Source organism: Bradyrhizobium barranii subsp. barranii, assembly GCF_017565645.3.
Taxonomy (GTDB): Bacteria; Pseudomonadota; Alphaproteobacteria; order Rhizobiales; family Xanthobacteraceae; genus Bradyrhizobium; species Bradyrhizobium barranii.
In genome coordinates this window covers 7,819,277-7,836,018 of record NZ_CP086136.1, presented here as the reverse complement: position 1 = coordinate 7,836,018, position 16,742 = coordinate 7,819,277, and the positions used below count along the sequence as shown (strand labels likewise).

At 62.3% G+C, this 16,742-nt stretch carries 10 protein-coding genes, 1 tRNA gene and 2 pseudogenes; 10 read left to right on the top strand and 3 right to left on the bottom strand.

The window, feature by feature from the left end; translation table 11 throughout:
- Nucleotides 1-279: 279 nt before the first annotated feature.
- The 7 genes and pseudogenes from J4G43_RS38160 (at nucleotide 280) to J4G43_RS38135 (ending at nucleotide 7,919) form a co-directional block, all read left to right on the top strand.
- Nucleotides 280-1,842, top strand: a complete 1,563-nt coding sequence (locus J4G43_RS38160) for a 2-isopropylmalate synthase (RefSeq protein WP_208088072.1) — start codon at nucleotides 280-282, stop codon at nucleotides 1,840-1,842.
- A gap of 173 nt (nucleotides 1,843-2,015) precedes the next feature.
- Nucleotides 2,016-4,697: pseudogene (locus J4G43_RS38155) on the top strand (beta strand repeat-containing protein); the annotation flags it as partial.
- Nucleotides 4,618-5,064, top strand: a pseudogene (locus J4G43_RS56135) (hypothetical protein); the annotation flags it as partial. The pseudogenes J4G43_RS38155 and J4G43_RS56135, both read left to right, overlap by 80 nt.
- A gap of 93 nt (nucleotides 5,065-5,157) precedes the next feature.
- Entirely contained in the window at nucleotides 5,158-5,619 is a 462-nt protein-coding gene (locus tag J4G43_RS38150; RefSeq protein ID WP_249814686.1) for a hypothetical protein, read from the top strand.
- A gap of 222 nt (nucleotides 5,620-5,841) precedes the next feature.
- Nucleotides 5,842-6,855, top strand: coding sequence for a TRAP transporter substrate-binding protein (locus J4G43_RS38145; RefSeq protein WP_208088070.1), 1,014 nt, complete (start codon nucleotides 5,842-5,844; stop codon nucleotides 6,853-6,855).
- 199 nt (nucleotides 6,856-7,054) lie between these two features.
- A complete protein-coding gene (locus tag J4G43_RS38140; protein WP_208088069.1) occupies nucleotides 7,055-7,663 on the top strand; it encodes a Spy/CpxP family protein refolding chaperone in 609 nt (202 codons plus the stop codon).
- A 180-nt stretch (nucleotides 7,664-7,843) separates the two neighbouring features.
- Nucleotides 7,844-7,919 (top strand) — tRNA-Lys (locus tag J4G43_RS38135).
- Between the two features lie 61 nt (nucleotides 7,920-7,980).
- On the opposite strand, the gene J4G43_RS38130 is transcribed toward J4G43_RS38135, so the two are convergent.
- On the bottom strand, nucleotides 7,981-9,003 hold the full coding sequence (locus tag J4G43_RS38130; protein ID WP_225005351.1) for a tyrosine-type recombinase/integrase: 1,023 nt from the start codon (nucleotides 9,001-9,003) through the stop codon (nucleotides 7,981-7,983).
- Nucleotides 9,004-9,935: 932 nt separating this feature from the next.
- Between J4G43_RS38130 and J4G43_RS38125 the strand changes: the two genes are divergently transcribed.
- From J4G43_RS38125 to J4G43_RS38115, 3 genes are all read left to right on the top strand, one after another.
- On the top strand, nucleotides 9,936-11,045 hold the full coding sequence (locus tag J4G43_RS38125) for an IS110 family RNA-guided transposase (protein ID WP_208088067.1): 1,110 nt from the start codon (nucleotides 9,936-9,938) through the stop codon (nucleotides 11,043-11,045).
- Nucleotides 11,046-11,708: 663 nt separating this feature from the next.
- The gene (locus tag J4G43_RS38120; protein ID WP_208088066.1) at nucleotides 11,709-12,953 is read left to right on the top strand and encodes an IS110 family RNA-guided transposase; all 1,245 of its coding nucleotides are present in this window, start codon (nucleotides 11,709-11,711) and stop codon (nucleotides 12,951-12,953) included.
- Between the two features lie 539 nt (nucleotides 12,954-13,492).
- Nucleotides 13,493-13,741: a hypothetical protein gene (locus J4G43_RS38115; RefSeq protein WP_208089625.1), complete on the top strand. Its 249-nt coding sequence runs from the start codon at nucleotides 13,493-13,495 to the stop codon at nucleotides 13,739-13,741.
- A gap of 152 nt (nucleotides 13,742-13,893) precedes the next feature.
- On the opposite strand, the gene J4G43_RS38110 is transcribed toward J4G43_RS38115, so the two are convergent.
- Nucleotides 13,894-14,925 (bottom strand): IS110 family RNA-guided transposase, encoded by a 1,032-nt coding sequence (locus J4G43_RS38110; protein ID WP_208088065.1) that lies wholly within the window; start codon nucleotides 14,923-14,925, stop codon nucleotides 13,894-13,896.
- A gap of 105 nt (nucleotides 14,926-15,030) precedes the next feature.
- Complete coding sequence (locus J4G43_RS38105; RefSeq protein WP_208088064.1) at nucleotides 15,031-16,587, bottom strand: ISL3 family transposase; 1,557 nt, start codon at nucleotides 16,585-16,587, stop codon at nucleotides 15,031-15,033.
- Nucleotides 16,588-16,742 lie beyond the last annotated feature (155 nt).

The following is a 16,742-nucleotide window of genomic DNA, read 5'->3' as shown; positions in this document are numbered from 1 at the left end:
ACCGTCAACGGTTTTGACCGAGGATTTGAGGGCTCAAAAGGGTCTGGCAATGCTGATTCGCGGCCAAATCGATGGGATTTCGGGGGAGGTGGCTCTGGCCGCCGCCACGATCCCGGCCGCGCTGCTGCCCACCCTCCTGATTGGCGGCCTTCTTCTTACTTGCCCCTGAGGGCCGGCTGGGCGCCATGCGCCTGGGCGCTCAGGGGTTGGTCGAGATCACCGGACACCTCAAGCGCCCAGCAGGCTGACGGCGCAAAAAGCTCATAAAGGAATTTTGCAATGGCCCCCCTGAACAAGTCCGATAAGGACCGCGTCATCATTTTCGACACCACGCTGCGCGACGGCGAGCAGTGCCCCGGCGCCACCATGACGTTCGAGGAGAAGATCGAGATCGCCGAGATGCTCGACGACATGGGCGTCGACGTCATCGAGGCCGGTTTCCCGATCACCTCCGAAGGCGACTTCCAGGCCGTCAGCGAGATCGCCCGCCGCTCCAAGAACTCGGTGATCGCCGGCCTGTCGCGTGCCAACCCGAAGGACATCGACCGCTGCGCCGAAGCGGTGAAATTCGCCAGGCGCGGCCGCGTCCACACCGTGATCGCGACCTCGCCGCTGCACATGCGCGTCAAGCTGAACATGACGCCGGAGCAGGTGATGGAGCTCTCGATCGCCAACGTGACCCGCGCCCGCAACCAGATCGACGACGTCGAATGGTCGGCCGAGGACGCCACCCGCAGCGAGATGGACTATCTCTGCCGCATCGTCGAGGCCGTGATCAAGGCCGGCGCGACCACCGTCAATATCCCCGATACCGTCGGCTACACCACGCCCGAGGAATATGCCCGTTTCATGCGCACGCTGATCGAGCGCGTGCCGAACTCCGACAAGGCGGTATTCTCGGTTCATTGCCATAACGACCTCGGGATGGCCGTGGCGAATTCGCTGGCCGGCATTGCCGGCGGCGCGCGGCAGATCGAGTGCACCGTCAACGGCATCGGCGAGCGGGCTGGCAACGCTTCCCTCGAGGAAGTCGTGATGGCCATCAACGTCCGCAACGACGTGTTTCCGTGGTGGAACAAGATCGACACCACGCAGCTGACGCGCGCCTCGAAGGTCGTGTCGGCCGCAACCTCGTTCCCGGTCCAGTACAACAAGGCGATCGTCGGCCGCAACGCCTTCGCCCATGAGAGCGGCATCCATCAGGATGGCGTGCTGAAGGACGCCTCGACCTACGAGATCATGCGGCCCGAGATGGTCGGGTTGAAGCAGTCGTCGCTGGTGCTCGGCAAGCATTCCGGCCGCCACGCCTTCGTGCACAAGCTGGAGGAGATGGGCTACAAGCTCGGCGCCAACCAGCTGGAGGATGCGTTCACGCGGATGAAGGCACTGGCCGACCGCAAGAAGGACATCTACGACGAGGACATCGAGGCGCTGGTCGACGAGGAGATGGCGGCCTCCCACGACCGCATCAAGCTGACCTCGCTGACCGTGATCGCCGGCACCCACGGCCCGCAGCGCGCGACCATGAAGCTCGACGTCGACGGCCAGATCAGGATCGAGGAAGCCGAAGGAAACGGGCCGGTCGACGCGGTCTTCAACTGCATCAAGGCGCTGGTGCCGCATGAGGCAAAGCTCGAGCTGTATCAGGTCCATGCGGTGACCGAAGGCACCGACGCGCAGGCCGAAGTCTCGGTGCGGCTGTCCCATGACGGCCGTTCCATGACGGCACGCGCAGCGGATCCGGATACGCTGGTGGCCTCGGCCAAGGCCTATCTCGGCGCGCTCAACAAGATCGTCATGAAGCGCCAGCGCGATACGGTGACGACGGCAGCGGCGAGCTGACGCTTCATCCTCTCCAGTTCATCGGCAAACGCGGCGCCCTCGGCGCCGCGTTTTTCGTTTGGCACACGATCCCGTCATGTGGGGGTGCATCGCAATAAATATGTTATTAACATGTCATGTTAACATTCCATTAACCGGCAGCGTCGCGCGCCCTTGCTGCTGGAGAATTTGGAATGCCCCTTTCCGCTGGTTCGATCGCCTTCACCGGTTTCAACGGTGACGGCAACGATAATTTGTCCTTTGTCGCCCTGACCGACATCCCGCAGGGCACTGTCATCAATTTCACCGACAGCAACTGGAACGGCTCCGCCTTCGCAACCGGCAGCGACGCCGAAAGCACGATCGCCTGGACCGCGACCGGCGCGATTCCCGCTGGGACCGTCATCGACATCAACAACATTGGCAAGGGCACGTTCGGCACCAGCGCCGGCTCGGCCACCTTCACCAACGCCAACAATACCGGCCTGTCCAACGACAGCGAGGTCGTCTACGCCTATGTCGGCAGCTCGACCGCGCCGACCTTTCTCGCCGCGATCTCCAATGTTGGCTATGCGACCAGTGACGGCACGCTGACCGGCACCGGCCTCGTCGCCGGCCAGACCGCGGTCGGCTTCACCGGCGGCCTCGACATCGTCGGCTATAACGGCCCGCGCTCGGGCTTCGCCAGCTTCGCCGACTACCTCGCCGCGATCGGCAACACCGCCAATTGGGCGACCCAGAACGGCAGCGGCGACCAGAGCACCGACGGCACCACGCCCGACGCGCCGTTCCCGACCGCCGCCTTCACCGTCGCGGCTCCCGCCACGCAGACGATCTCGTTCTCGTCGCCGAGCGTGTCGGTTGCCGAGGGGCAGAGCGGCACAAAGACCATGACTTTCACCATTGCGCGCACCGGCGGCACCACCGGCGTGCTCAGCTTCTCCGGCAGCTTCGCCGCCGGCACCACCGATGCGGCCGATTTCGGCGGCACGCTGCCGGCCTCGACCTTCAGCGGCAGCTTCGCCGACGGTGCGTCCTCGGCGACCATCACCATCACGATCTCCGGCGACACCACCGCGGAGCCCGACGAGAATTTTACGCTCACGCTCACCAGCGCCAGCAATCCGGGCGCGGCGGTTACGATCGGCACCGCGACGGCGACCGGCACCATCGCCAATGACGACGGCACTCTCGTCTCCGGCAACTCGTCGAACCCGATCACGCTGGCGAACAACGATCATCTGACCGTCCTCGCCGGCGCGACCCTGTCGGGCTCGACCCCGGTTACCTGGATCGGCGGCAGCACCTCGCCCGGCGCGCTGATCGACAATTCCGGCACCATCACCGGCACCAGCCGCGCGATCGCCACCAGCGGTTCGACCAGCGGCAGCCTCACCATCAACAACAAGGCCGGCGCCACCATCACCGCGACCAAGGACGCTGTGAAGATCTCGAACCTGGTCTCGGGCAAGAGCGGCACCTTCACCGTCAACAACGAGGGCACGATCTCGTCGACCGGGACCGGCAGCAATGCCGGCCAGGCGCTCGATCTCGACGACATCAATTCGAGCGGCGCCAATACCGTCATCAACAATGCGGCGGGCGGCGTGATTTCGGCGGCCGATGCCGACGCGATCCGGCCCGGCGCCAACGCCACCATCAACAATTACGGTCAGATCGTCAGCCACAATGCCTCGGCGGCCTCGTCCGGCAACGACGCGATCGACTTCCAGTCGGTCAACACCGGTGGCGTGGTCAACAACTACGCCGGCGGAATCATCGACGGCGCCCGCCACGCCATCACCGGCGACCAGCCGATCACCGTCAACAACGACGGCACGATCATCGGCCGCAGCGGCTCCGGCATCAACATGGACAGCGCGGCTAACACGACGACAACAGTGACCAACCGCGGCACCATCACCGGCACGGCGGTCGGCGGTGCTGACGCCGACGGCGTGGATGTCGACGGTCTGGTCTCGATCGACAATTTCGGGACGATCGCGGCGGTCGGCCTGACCAGCGGCGCCAACGGCCTCAACGAGGCGCTCGCGATCGGCGGCGGCTTCCTCCACAACGAGGTGGGCGGCCTGATCATCAGCGATCAGCGCGCGATCACCGTGGACGACAGCAATGACGGTAGCGCCTTCGGCGTCATGACCATCATCAACGACGGCACGATCCGCGGCAACAACGGCGAGGCGATCTCGATCGTCGGCACCTTCGGCGACACGGTCACCAACACGGGCGGCATTTTCGGCAGCATCGCCACCGACGGTGGCAACGATACGCTCACCAACAGCGGCTCCATCATCGGCGACGTCTCGATGGGCGCAGGCGACGACAGCATCAATCTCGCCACTGCTTCGATCGTCACCGGCACGATCGACGGCGGCGACGGCGTCGACACGCTGGTGCTGTCGGGAAGTGGCTCCGGTTCGCTCCTTGGCACCGTCGTCAATGTCGAGAAGCTCGACGTCCAGAGCGGCGTCTGGCGGATCAAGGACGCGTCGGGCTATTCCGACATCCAGGTCGAGAGCGGCGCGGCGGTCGTGCTGGAGGGCTCGGCCAATGGAATGGTGATTGCCGCGGGCGCCGCGCAGCTGGTGTTCGGTCTGGCCTCGAACTCCGTGATCTCGGGCAATCAGTACATCCAGATCGGCGGCGCGGCCGACGGCACGACGATCGAGGCCGGCGGCGACCAGGATATCCTTGGCGGTGGTATCGCGACCAACACCACCGTGGACGGCGGCACCCAGAACGTCTTCGGCGTCGCGATCCAGACCACGGTCGCGAATGGCGGCTTCCAGCACGTTCACAACAATGCTTTCAACACCATCGTCAATGCCGGGGGTGAGCAGAACGTCTACATCGACGGCAGTGCGACCGGATCCACCATCAATGCCGGCGGCATCCAGATCGATTGGGGCTTCACGATCATCACGACGATCAGCGGTGGCGGTCAGTACGTGTTCGGGTCGGCGAGCCTCACGACGATCAATTCGGGCCTGCAGGCCGTCGAGAGCGGCGGCACGGCCTCGGACACGACGATCCATGGCGGCGGGCAGGACGTCTATCTGGGTGGAACCGCGATCAACACCACTATGGGATGGCGGCGTCCAGTCGGTCTATGGCGGCACGGTGGTCCAGACCACGATCAGCAATGGCGCCCTCCAGTATCTCCACGGCAACGCGTCGATGACGACGGTCAACGCCGGCGGCCAGCAGAGCGTCTACGCCGACGGCACGGCGACCGGCACCACGATCAATGCCGGCGGAGTCCAGGTCGATTGGGGCGCCGCCAGCGCCACCATCGTCAACGGCGGCGTGCAATATGTGTATGGCAGCGCAACCGGCACGACGGTCCTGTCCGGCACGCAGCACGTGCAGGCCGGCGGCAGTGCGGATGACACCACGATCGGCTCGGGCGCGCTCGCCTTTGTCCACGCGGGCGGCACGATCGACGATGTGATCTTCGCCGGTCCCAATGCCTCGCTGGTGCTGGCCCAGGCGTCGGCCTTCACGGGAACGATCTCCGGCTGGCAGGACCATGACAGTCTCGATCTCGGCGACATCCTGTTCAGCGACGGTCTGACCTCGATGGCCTATGCGCAGAACAACGACAACACCGGCGGCACGCTGACAGTCTCCGACGGCACCCATGTCGCGACGCTGCACTTGCTCGGTCAGTACAGCGCGGCCGACTTCGCGCTGTCCTCGGACGGGCACGGCGGCACCCTGATCACCGATCCGGCGGTCGCGCAGCAGGCCCAGCTCGCGCCGGCGCTGCACGGCTGAGGTTGCGAGACGCGGCAACGGCGATGGCAGGGTTTCCTTGCATCGCCCTGCGTGAGCCAGTCCGGCAGATTTCGCCTCCGGATACCGCATTTTTGCAAGCCGCCCCCTGCTAAGGGGCAATGGCGCCTGTGTCCGCTTCCCTATAATCCTGCCTTCAAGTCTTGAATCTAGGGCTTTGGGGGCGACGGTTCGTGCCCCACCAAAAAACGTGCGGGAGGAAGCATGCGGAATTTCATTTGGGCTGCGGCATCGGTTGCGGTCTTGACCGGGGCGTTGGCCCTGACCGGGCCGGCATCGGCCCAATCGCCGATCATCATCAAGTTCAGTCACGTCGTCGCCACCGACACGCCGAAGGGCAAGGCGTCGGAGAAGTTCAAGGAGCTTGCCGAGAAGTACACCGGCGGCAAGGTCAAGATCGAAGTCTACCCGAACTCGACGCTCTACAAGGACAAGGAAGAGCTCGAGGCGCTCCAGCTCGGCAGTGTGCAGATGCTGGCGCCGTCCAACTCGAAGTTCGGCCCGCTCGGCATCCGCGAATTCGAGGTGTTCGATCTGCCTTACATCCTTCCGGACCTGAAGACGCTGCGGAAGGTGACGGAAGGCCCGCTCGGCCTCCGGCTGCTCAAGCTGCTGGACTCCAAGGGTATCACCGGCCTTGCCTATTGGGACAACGGCTTCAAGCAGATGAGCGCGAACAAGAAGCTGGTTACGCCCGCCGACTACCAGGGGGTCAAGTTCCGCATCCAGTCCTCGCGCGTGCTGCAGGCCCAGTTCAAGTCGCTCGGCTCGCTGCCGCAGGTGATGGCGTTCTCGGAAGTCTATCAGGCGCTGCAGACAGGTGTCGTCGACGGGCAGGAGAACACCTGGTCGAACATCTATACGCAGAAGATGCACGAGGTGCAGAAGTACATCACCGAGACCAATCACGGCTACATCGGCTACGTCGTGATCGTGAACAAGAAGTTCTGGGACGATCTGCCGGCCGACATCCGCGACCAGCTGTCGAAGGCGATGAAGGAGGCGACCGACTTCAACAACGCGCAGTCGCAGAAGGAGAACGACGACGCGCTGGCCGAGATCAAGAAGAGCGGCAAGAGCGAGATCATCAAGCTCACGCCGCAGCAGGACGAGGCGATGCGCAAGGCGATGGAGCCGGTCTACAAGGACGCCGCAGGCCGCGTCGGCCAGCCGCTAATCGACGAGTTCCTCAAGGAATCGAAGAGCACGACGAACTGATCAGGATCGACCATCAATGAAGGGGCTTCCGTGCAGCCTGCGCGGAGGCCCTTTTTGTTGCAAAACATTTCAGTCTGCATCTGAATGGACATTCAGGGGAGTTACATCTTCGTAAGAACGCTCTCTCTGTCCAAGTTGTAAGTTGCGCGTCAGCCGTCCGGCGCTCATCCTCACCGGCATCCTTCCAGAGGAGGTCCGTATGAGGAAGTTCACCATCGCCGCCATCGCCGTGCTCAGCATCGCCGGCTCGGGCGCGGTCTATGCCCAATTTCATCGCCCGTGGATGGAGCACTTCCGCCACGTCCGCATGAACCCGGAGGACCGTGCCGCCTTCGTCGACGCGCGGATCGCCGCCGTCCATGCCGGGCTGAAGCTCAACGCCGACCAGGAGAAGCTGTGGCCGCCGGTCGAGGCTGCCGTGCGCGACTTCGCCAAGCTGCGCATCGACCGCGCCAACGCGCGGATGAATGCCGGCCCGGGTGACGCCAGCAAGAACGCCGACAAGCCCGAGGATCCGGTCGCCCGCCTGCGCCAGCGCGCCGAGGACATGGGCGCGACCTCCGCCGCCCTGAAGAAGATCGCCGATGTCGCCGATCCGCTCTACAAGACGCTCGACGAGGGCCAGAAGCGGCGCCTTGCCGTGCTGACCCGCCACCGTGGCCCGTTCGGGGGCGGTGGGGACGGCCCGTCCCGACACTTCATGGAACGGGGCATGGACCGCATGATGGAGCGCGGCATGGACCGCTTCCACGGCGACCGTTTCGACCGTGACGGCGGCCCGGACCGGGATCGCGAGGGCCGGCTCTGAGCCACCCCGTATTTCCCGAGGAATTAACCCCGGGATTGGCCTTGGCGAAGCCGCTGGAATCCAGCGGCTTTTCGCATTTTCGGGCCTGTGGAAGAACCTTGGAAAACATGCGCCACATCGCTTGCCATACCCGGATCGCTTTGCTAAACGACCGGCCTCGCAAGGCATTGACCGCCTTTCGGGCGCATAGCTCAGTTGGTAGAGCAGCTGACTCTTAATCAGCGGGTCCCAGGTTCGAACCCTGGTGCGCCCACCATATAAATCAAGCACTTAGCATCTGGCTTGGTAGAGTAGGCGACCTCGTTTTACAGGTCGTTTTACAGTTCTGTTCTCGCTTCGAGCTTGAGTACCGCAGCTTCTGCAAGCTGAATGTCGCGACCAAGATAGTGCGCATCCAGAATGCTCTCGACGTCCTTCAACGAGTGGCCGGTCACGGCCGCGATCTGCGGTACGCTGGCGCCAGCGATCGCCAGCCGAACCACTGCGGTGCCCCTCAAATCGTGAAACGTCAGGTCGCCAATGCCCGCCCGTTCGCAGGCCTTTGCCCACGATGTTCGAAAGCCGTCGGAAGTCCAGGGCCGGCCGAGCGTGTTCGTCAGGATAAGAGGTCCCCGACGCTGCGTGGTGTCGAGCAGAGCTCTCAAGGGAGTGCCGGCAGGCATCACTACGCGGCGCCCGCCTTTCGACTGGCGGAGACGAATATGAGGGCTCTCGTAGGCTGACCAAGGTAAGCGCAAAAGGTCGCCTTGTCGTTGACCGCTCCATAAAGCCAAGATCAGCGCCAACCTGATCTCTTCAGATGCAACTGATAGAACTGCGGCAATGTCCTGCTCGGTCCAGATCTTGTCTCGGCGGTCTGCGACGTAGAGCCGACCACCACGCTCGCAAGGATTGCTGGTGATAATGCCGCGATCTTTCGCGAAGGACAGAATGCGCGCCAACACCGTCCAGGCGAGATCAGCCTTGCGCGGCGTGTTGGCGAATTTGTCGCGCCAGCCTTTGAAGTCGCCGCGAATCCTGTGATCGGCGAGAGCGGCGATCGGCAGGTCAGCGAATTCATCCTCAATGAGCTTGATGTACCTCAAATAGTCACGGCGGGTGGACGCCGCGATCTTGGTGAATTCCGGTGCCGCTTTGTATCGTGCGATGACTGACACGAAGGTGCCGGCCCGAGGCTGCCATAAGTTCGAATGCGCCTCTTGGTATTGCTGGATAAAGTCTGGCGTGCCTGGCTCTGCTTTGATCTGGGGACCGCCGCGATAGGCGTAATAGTACGTCTTTGGCTCGCCGCTTGAGAGCGTCACCTTTACTTTATGTATGCCTTCGAGATTGACGCGCACGCTTCGCTCTCCACTCGTCCAGGGCGGATGCTGCATCGTCGGAAGTTTGAGTGATGGGTAATCCGCTCAGCGAGTCTAACGCGAGATCAATCGCTTTCAAGTCCCATCGCGATGTGCCAGAAAGTGCGGAAGGTAGTCTTCCGATCCTTGCCCAGTTTGAGAAGGTGCTAACGGACAGACCACAGTATGAGGCAGCTTGGTCGCGCGACACCAGGCGCTGGCCAATATTCCCCCTAACAGAATCCATCAGAATTATCCAGTCGTGACAGCACCGTGCCAAGGCAATTGGAAGATCGCACTTTCGTCGGCTGGCGCAACTGCAAGCACCGGCACGGAGATCAAGCTGCCGCCTTGTAGGAATGCGATCACGCAAGAGGAATCAAACTCGATCAGGCGGCTCACATTGTCTTGAGATGCGACGAAATCTTTCGAGGGCCCAAGATGGAATCTTGGATCGGCTCACTCTCCGCGGCTGTCTTATTTGATCCTGATTTCGTACGCGTGCGGCTGTCGCCGCATCTGGCTCTCGTGAACCGAGCCGCGTCCGCGTCTCGGCCATCCGGCTTCGATCCCTCGCGCAAGCAAATATAATGTGTCGCTCGCCGGAGGCACTCGCACGAAGGGCTGCCGCTTCGCGGCACCGCTATCACTGCCCGTCGCGCGGGTGCCTTGTTAACCGGTCTCGCGACTGCACTCGGTCCCGGGTCCCGCCGCGTACCGCGTCGGCGCTATGCTGACCCTCCTGCGGGTGCCTCTTTTGATTCTCTCACTCTTGCTCTTGTTCTCGCCTGCGTTGACTTGCTCAACATTCCGACGCTTGAGATCTAAGTCCGTATGTCCTTTAGCGCCAGCATAGCGGCGCCACCGGTCTCCGTCACAGTCGAGCCGCCGCCGCGTATGAAGGCGCGGCGGCTCGACATCGGAGGGTGCAGATGCAGAAGGTTCTTTACGTAGGGCTCGACGTTCACAAAGTCAGCATTTCGGTAACGGTGGCAGAAGACGGACGCGAAGGAGCGGTCAATTTCATCGGAGCCGTACCAAACACGCCGGCAGCGCTATCCAAGCTGAGCAAACGCTTGCCCAAGGACGGCCATCGACTGGAGTTCTGTTACGAAGCTGGCTTTTGCGGCTATGTCATCTATCGCCAGCTGAACACGCTGGGACACGGTTGCACTGTCGCCGCAACATCCATGATCCCGCGCAAGCCGAGGGAACGGATCAAGACTGATCGCCGCGACTCCCAGAAGCTGGCAATTTTGCACCGCTCTGGCGACCTCACGCGGGTATGGGTCCCAGACGAGGGACATGAGGCCATGCGTGATCTCATCCGGGCTCGGATAGACGCATCGATGCACCTCATGCGGGCGCGACAGCAATTGCTGGCATTTTTGCTGCGCCACGGCCGCGCCTACGATACCGGCAAACACTGGACTCAACGACACCGCTCGTGGCTTGCAGGCCAGACATTCGATCAGCCCGCGCACCAGATTGTCTTCCAGGACTATCTAGAAGCAGTTTTGACAACCCTGGAACGGCGCGACCAACTCGTCGGCCGCATCAGCGCCATAGCTGCCGATTGGACGATGGGACCTCTCGTGGAAGCGCTAAGCGCGTTGCGAGGGCTTGATTTTATCTCATTTGCAACGTTTGTCGCGGCGATCGGTGATCTGGCCCGCTTCGAGAGTGCTCGCCATTTGATGGCTTATCTCGGCCCGATGCCTTCGGAGCAGTCGAGTGGTGAACGGATCCGTCGTGGCGGTATTACTAAGACTGGCAACACCGAGGCTCGGCGCATGCTCGTCGAGGCCGCCTGGAGCTATCGTTATCCGCCTCGTGTCGCGAAAGAGAAGGCTGAAGTGATCGTACGTCTTCCAAAAGCAGTCCGGGATATTGCATGGAAGGCGCAGCTCCGGCTCTGCAAACGATATCGGACGCTGAGCGCCGCTGGAAAGAAGCCTACCGTCGTCGTGGCAGCAATCGCGCGAGAGCTCTGCGGCTTTATCTGGGCGATCGGCCGAGAGGTGAAGCCGGCGACAACGTAGTCAAATTCGCGCCGGCCTGTTTGGCCGGGAGCGGGACACTCGGTCAAGGCAACCCTCGAGAGCCCATTGGGCCGGTTCACCCCGACGCCCGTTCTAAGTCCGAGGTAGGCCTGCGACGGAAAACGGTCATGCGGTCTCGACCCGCGAATGGAAGATTGATCGACCGTCGCCATCGTCGTTCTGCTCCCGACCTGACAGCATCACCTTGATCGTGCTCAACGCCGCACCTCTCGTGCGGTGATGGACGCTCCGCGTCTTTCTCCTTGCAAAAGGACATGGAATGGGCTCCGCCCCTCGCGCGTGCCAGGGTAAAGCGCCGGCTGGCGCCGGCGCCGACCCGAGCGGTCTCCCCGGTCTTCCGTGCTTTCAAAAGGTCTGCAATCTCTCGAACGGCTCACATGCGCCCGTGCAGACCCGCTCTTGCGAGCGGCCCTTGCGGGCGGGCGATCCCTGTTCCAATCAAAATGCTCCTCACGGGGCTATCGTTGGCCTACGGGCTGATTCGTTGGGAGCCACCTGGCGATCCTGCGCCGTGAGCGCCCAGAGGGGACGAGTGCCCCGACGGATGAGCTGCGTTCGACGCCCCGTGGGGAGTTGCGCCTTTGAGCGCCAGAACAGGGCCGGCGAAGATCGCAGCTGCCCGACTGCGAAGGAGGGAAGGGAATGAATGAAGACATAGCTGCCTACGTGGGTGTCGATTGGGCATCGGCGACACACTACGCTTACGCTTTGGATGCCCAAGGAGCAAAACTCGGCCATCGTTCGTTCCAACATAGCGGTGACGGGTTGGCTGAACTGGCAGACTGGATTCAGCGCACGACGGGTGCCGAGCCAGGCCGGATCGCGATTGGCATCGAGGTCCCGCACGGGCCCGTCGTCGAGAGCCTGATGGATTCGGGTTTCCTGGTTCATGCGCTAAATCCAAAGCAGCTTGATCGATTTCGAGATCGCTTCACCATGGCAGGCGCCAAGGATGATCGGCTCGACGCTTTCGTGCTCGCTGATGCTCTGCGGACCGATAGCCGTTTCTATCGATTCCTGGAGCCAGTGCATCCGACGATCATTCAGCTACGTGAGTGGTCGCGCATGATGGAGGACTTGTCCGCCGAACGCAATCGCCTGGCCAACCGCTTTCGTCATCAGCTCTGGCGCTATTTCCCGCAAATGCTCGAGCTCGCGGAAGACTGGTCGCAGCAGTGGATTTTGGATCTTTGGGATCTGATCCCCACACCGACGAGGGCGCGGGCCGTGAGGACGTCGACGATCGCAAGGCGCCTTAAGGAGAGCAGGGTAAAGAGGTGGACTGCGGACACCTTGCTCAATCATCTCCGCAGCACACCGATATCTGTTGCATCCGGTGTCACGGAAGCCTGCGTGGCGCATTGCGAGCTCATTCTAGGCCGTCTGCGGCTGGTTATGCAGCAGATGAAGCTCGCCATGAAGGAACTCGAGCGCCTGTGTTCGGCGGTGGCCGAACTTCCATCAGCGACCGGCATCGCGCCTCACGCCGATCCCAAGATCTTGCGGTCGATGCCTGGAATCGGAACGATCGTCCTCGCGGCACTTCTGTCCGAAGGACACGATGCGATCGTTCGTCGAGACGCTCAGGCGCTTCGGGGATTATCGGGCGTCGTGCCCGTCACGAGACGCAGCGGTAAGCAAATTGTCGTGGTCATGAGGCAGTCTTGTCCGCACCGTCTGAGGACCGCTGTCTATCATTGGGCACGCGTTGCGGTGCTGCATGACTTCCAAACACGCAATCGATATGCCGCCTTACGCAAGCGTGGACATTCCCATGCCCGCGCGCTCCGATCAATCGGCAGCAGGTTGATTGGCGTTGCTTGTGCCATGCTCAGGACCGGCGAACTCTTCGACAACGGCCGACCGCCGCAGTCCGCGGCGGCCTGATCCTGCCGTCGGCGAGACGCGAACCTTCCAAATTGCGTAGCGTCGCGACGACGACAGGCCCGGATGTAACCAGTCGTTCTTCACATCAGCGAGCGATGGCACTTATGAGTGTTGTCGCCGTGCCGGCGTTGTTTTGCGCGTCGCTGCGCTCGCGCGGCGAAGGCTTAGGGCTCCGCCCTCAGCGCGCTGCGGAGTGCTTTCCGCCCAGCTTCGGTCGCTTCTGACTGACGCGATCGGCGACAGATATCCACGCTCCCTGCAGCCGGTTCCCCGCGAAGGCACTCGCTCCGCTTGCACACCCGCTGCTCGCCGCGAGGCAGGGCTTCGAGCGCGATGTTGCGCTCTTCACCCTGCCCAAAAGGTGAGAACGGGAAGCTGCAAATGTTTGGCCGAACTTGCGAGAAAATGGCTCTTGCAAAAGGTGGGGAGTCCCCTCCGCTCGGGTCGCCCTGGCACTTGCTACCCCCGGTCTCGCCGACGGGCAGGGGCGCAGGCGCGGAGTGCGCGCTGCACCCATGGAAGCAAAAGGAAGAATGATCATGTCGGTCAAATCAGTTGAAATCATTCCCGCGAGCGGAACGGAAGTTTTCATACCGCTCAACAAGCTCAAAATGTCCCCGAACAATGCGCGCAAGACGCCGCATAGTGTCAATCGGCCTGTAAATGTGGCTCTGACGCATATGTGGAACGGCCCGGTTAGCAAGGTATTTTTCAGCGTGTATCACCGTCGGACGGTGCAGTCATATGTCCGGCCTATCCGCACGGTCATTGACCGCTGGCCACGATGAGATCCGCGATGCCGGTCGCCTAATCAATTTTACGCGCTCAGTCGCGCACTGCGTCAGACGGTCTGATCGGCATCGGGGTATCGCCCCTCGGGTTCATCACGCTTTGGCACCTTGCCGCTTTATCCCAACGCCAAGGCGCTGGGAATTGTGGATTAAGCCGTCACCGGCGTCGTCGGTGATTGATAGGTTCCGCCCTTGACGAGAAGCGCCCATATGATGCGCGCCATCTTGTTCGCAAGTGCCACTGCGGCCACCTTATAGGGACGGCGCGCAATTATGGATACGACCCAGGCAGGTAGCTTCACGCCTCTGCGGGCCTGCTTGAGGATCGACGTCGCACCAACAATCAGTAAAGTTCGCAACTGCTTGTTGCCCTGCTTCGAGATCTTGCCGAGCCGCTCTTTCCCTCCGCTGGAGTTCGCCCTTGGGGTGATGCCGATCCAGGCGGCCAAATCCCGCCCTGTTCGGAAGGCTGCCGGATCCTGGACGACGGCGCGAACAGTCGCGGCGATAATAGGGCCTACGCCAGGAATGGTCGTCAGACGACGGGCGGCATCATCGGCCTTCACGGCCGCGACAATTTTGGTGTCGAGCATATCGATCCGTGTTGTCAGGCTTTCGATTTGCTCGGCCATCTCCAGAAGCGCGGCTCGAGCCGAAGCAGGGAGGCGTCTGTCTTGATCGTCGCGCAGTACGGCAACGAGCTTGGCAATGCTGGTCATGCCGGTCGCGGCAATGATCCCGAGCTCCGCCATGTGGGCACGCATAGCATTCGCAGTCTGGCTTCGCTGACGAACAAGTAACTCTCGGGTCTTCAAAACCATCCCGGCAGCTTGCTCCTCAGGTGATTTGACGGGCACGAAGCGCATTGTCGGGCGCGACACGGCTTCGCAGATCGCCTCTGCATCGGCTGCGTCGGTCTTGTTTCGCTTGACGTAAGCTTTCACATAGGCAGGCGGCATCAAGCGGACGGTGTGGCCGAATTCGCTGATCGCGTTCGCCCAGTAATGGGCCGTCCCGCAGGCCTCCATCCCTACCAAGCAAGCTGGAAGGCTCCGAAAGAAGGGCAGAACCTGCGATCGCCGCAATGTGCGACGGACCAGGACTTTCCCGTTTTCGGCGATGCCGTGAACTTGAAAGATCGATTTGGCCAAATCCAAACCCACCGTGATAATCGTCTCCATGGAATGGTCCTTCCTTTGTGGCGCCCTCTCTACGCGACCACGTTAGGCACTTTTAAAGCCGGTTCGAAGGGCCGTTCCACACCATCAGTTTTGGTGCAGCTGGGTTTATTCTGCGCCGATTAGTCTGGCTTGAAGCAGATCGATTTTGCCACGGCCGTACATTTGGCGTCTGACGAGCTTGAGGCGCGTGATCTGCCCCTCAGTCTGTCCGTTGGACCAGGGCGAGGTGATCGCCGCCCGAACCGCCGCTTCATCGTTCGTTACGCCGCGGGCGAACGATGCAACAAGACTGGCGCGAGCGCGCTCGATCCATGGGACGAGGCCCGCCTCGGTCTTGCGTCGGATCATCAGGTGGAATTCGGCGATGATCTCGCGTGCCTCGACCAAGGGTGGCACGCCAGCTTCTACCGCAGCGACGGTCACCGTCTCTGCCTTCGATAGCGTATCCCGTCCGACGGTCATGAGACGAGCGATCGTTCTGGCCGATGGAATCCGATGAAGGGTTTCGACATCAGTCTTTTCGGCCCGCCGTCTACGAGTCGTCCACTCGCCGACAACACGAAGGGAGCCTCGGAAACCGCGCGCCCGTAAGCGGCGCCAAAGTTCAGCGCCGTTTCGGCAACCGGCTGCCCATTGGTCGTCGAGCCATGGCAGGTGCTGATCGAGAGAGCTCTCCCGGGTCCGGAAGACATCATGGCGTTCGCCGCGGATCACCTGTCGCACCAGCCCCCTGCTGTGGCCCGTCTGGCGCACTATCTGCTTGATCGGCGTCCCACCTTTCGACAGGCTCAAGATGGTCGCGTTAGCCTCCTCGCGCCGGAGATAGCCCTCATATTGGAGACGCTCCGCAGCTGTTAGCAGCTCGGGATTGATCGTAGTTGCTCCGATTGCGCTGCGGATCTGGCGCATCGATTTTCGGACGGCATCGAGGTAGGCCCGGCTGGCGTTCTCCATCAAATGCCAACGATCTGCGACCTGTACCGCGTGCGGCAGGGCCTTTGCTGCGGCTTCGCCATATCCTCCGCCGCGGTCGCGGGCGACGATCGCGATCGTGGGATGGGCGGCGAGCCAGGCCTGGGCGGTCGAGGGCTCACGGTCCGGCAGCAGGGTGACCACCCGGCGCCTTTCCAGGTTGCAGATGATGCTGGCGTATCGGTGATTGCGCCGCCAGGCCCAATCATCAATGCCGATAATCCTGAGCGGGTCAGCCGGCGGACGGCTACGGCGTCGAACCACGCGAAGGAGCGTATCCTTGCTCACCGGCAGCATCAGCCGTTTTGCGAAGCCTGCCGCCGGTCGTCCGCCAAGAGCCAGACCGAGGTGATGGACAATGGAGTCCAGCCTCGCCGTGCGTCGCGCTGATGGAGCCAGCACCCCTTCGTCGAAGCGCTCAGTAAAGATTTGGCGCCCGCACAGGACGGCGTCGCAGCGGAAGCGGCGGGCGACCACCAGGAGCTGTACGATCCGCCCCGAAAGCGGGAGGTCAGTCACGCGTCGCCGATACCGGCTATGGACACGCCGAGAAACTGTTCCGCACAAGGGACACAGACCGACGCTTCCGGACGCCCGGATCTCAATCACGGCCTTATCACCTTCGTAGTACGCACTCTCTACAACAAACCCACGCGGCACCAGACTGGAGCGGTGGAGTGCTTGCTGCATGGCGTTGATTCTCCTCCAATCAAAGCGCCACGCATCCCCCAAACTGCATCAAAAGTGAGTCAGATGGGGTATTCGGCCTGTTGCTGAGCCCCGCGTTAGCAGGGTGCTGCGCTTCAGGTTGATGATAAACGTGGTCTGTTTTCGAACAGCCACAA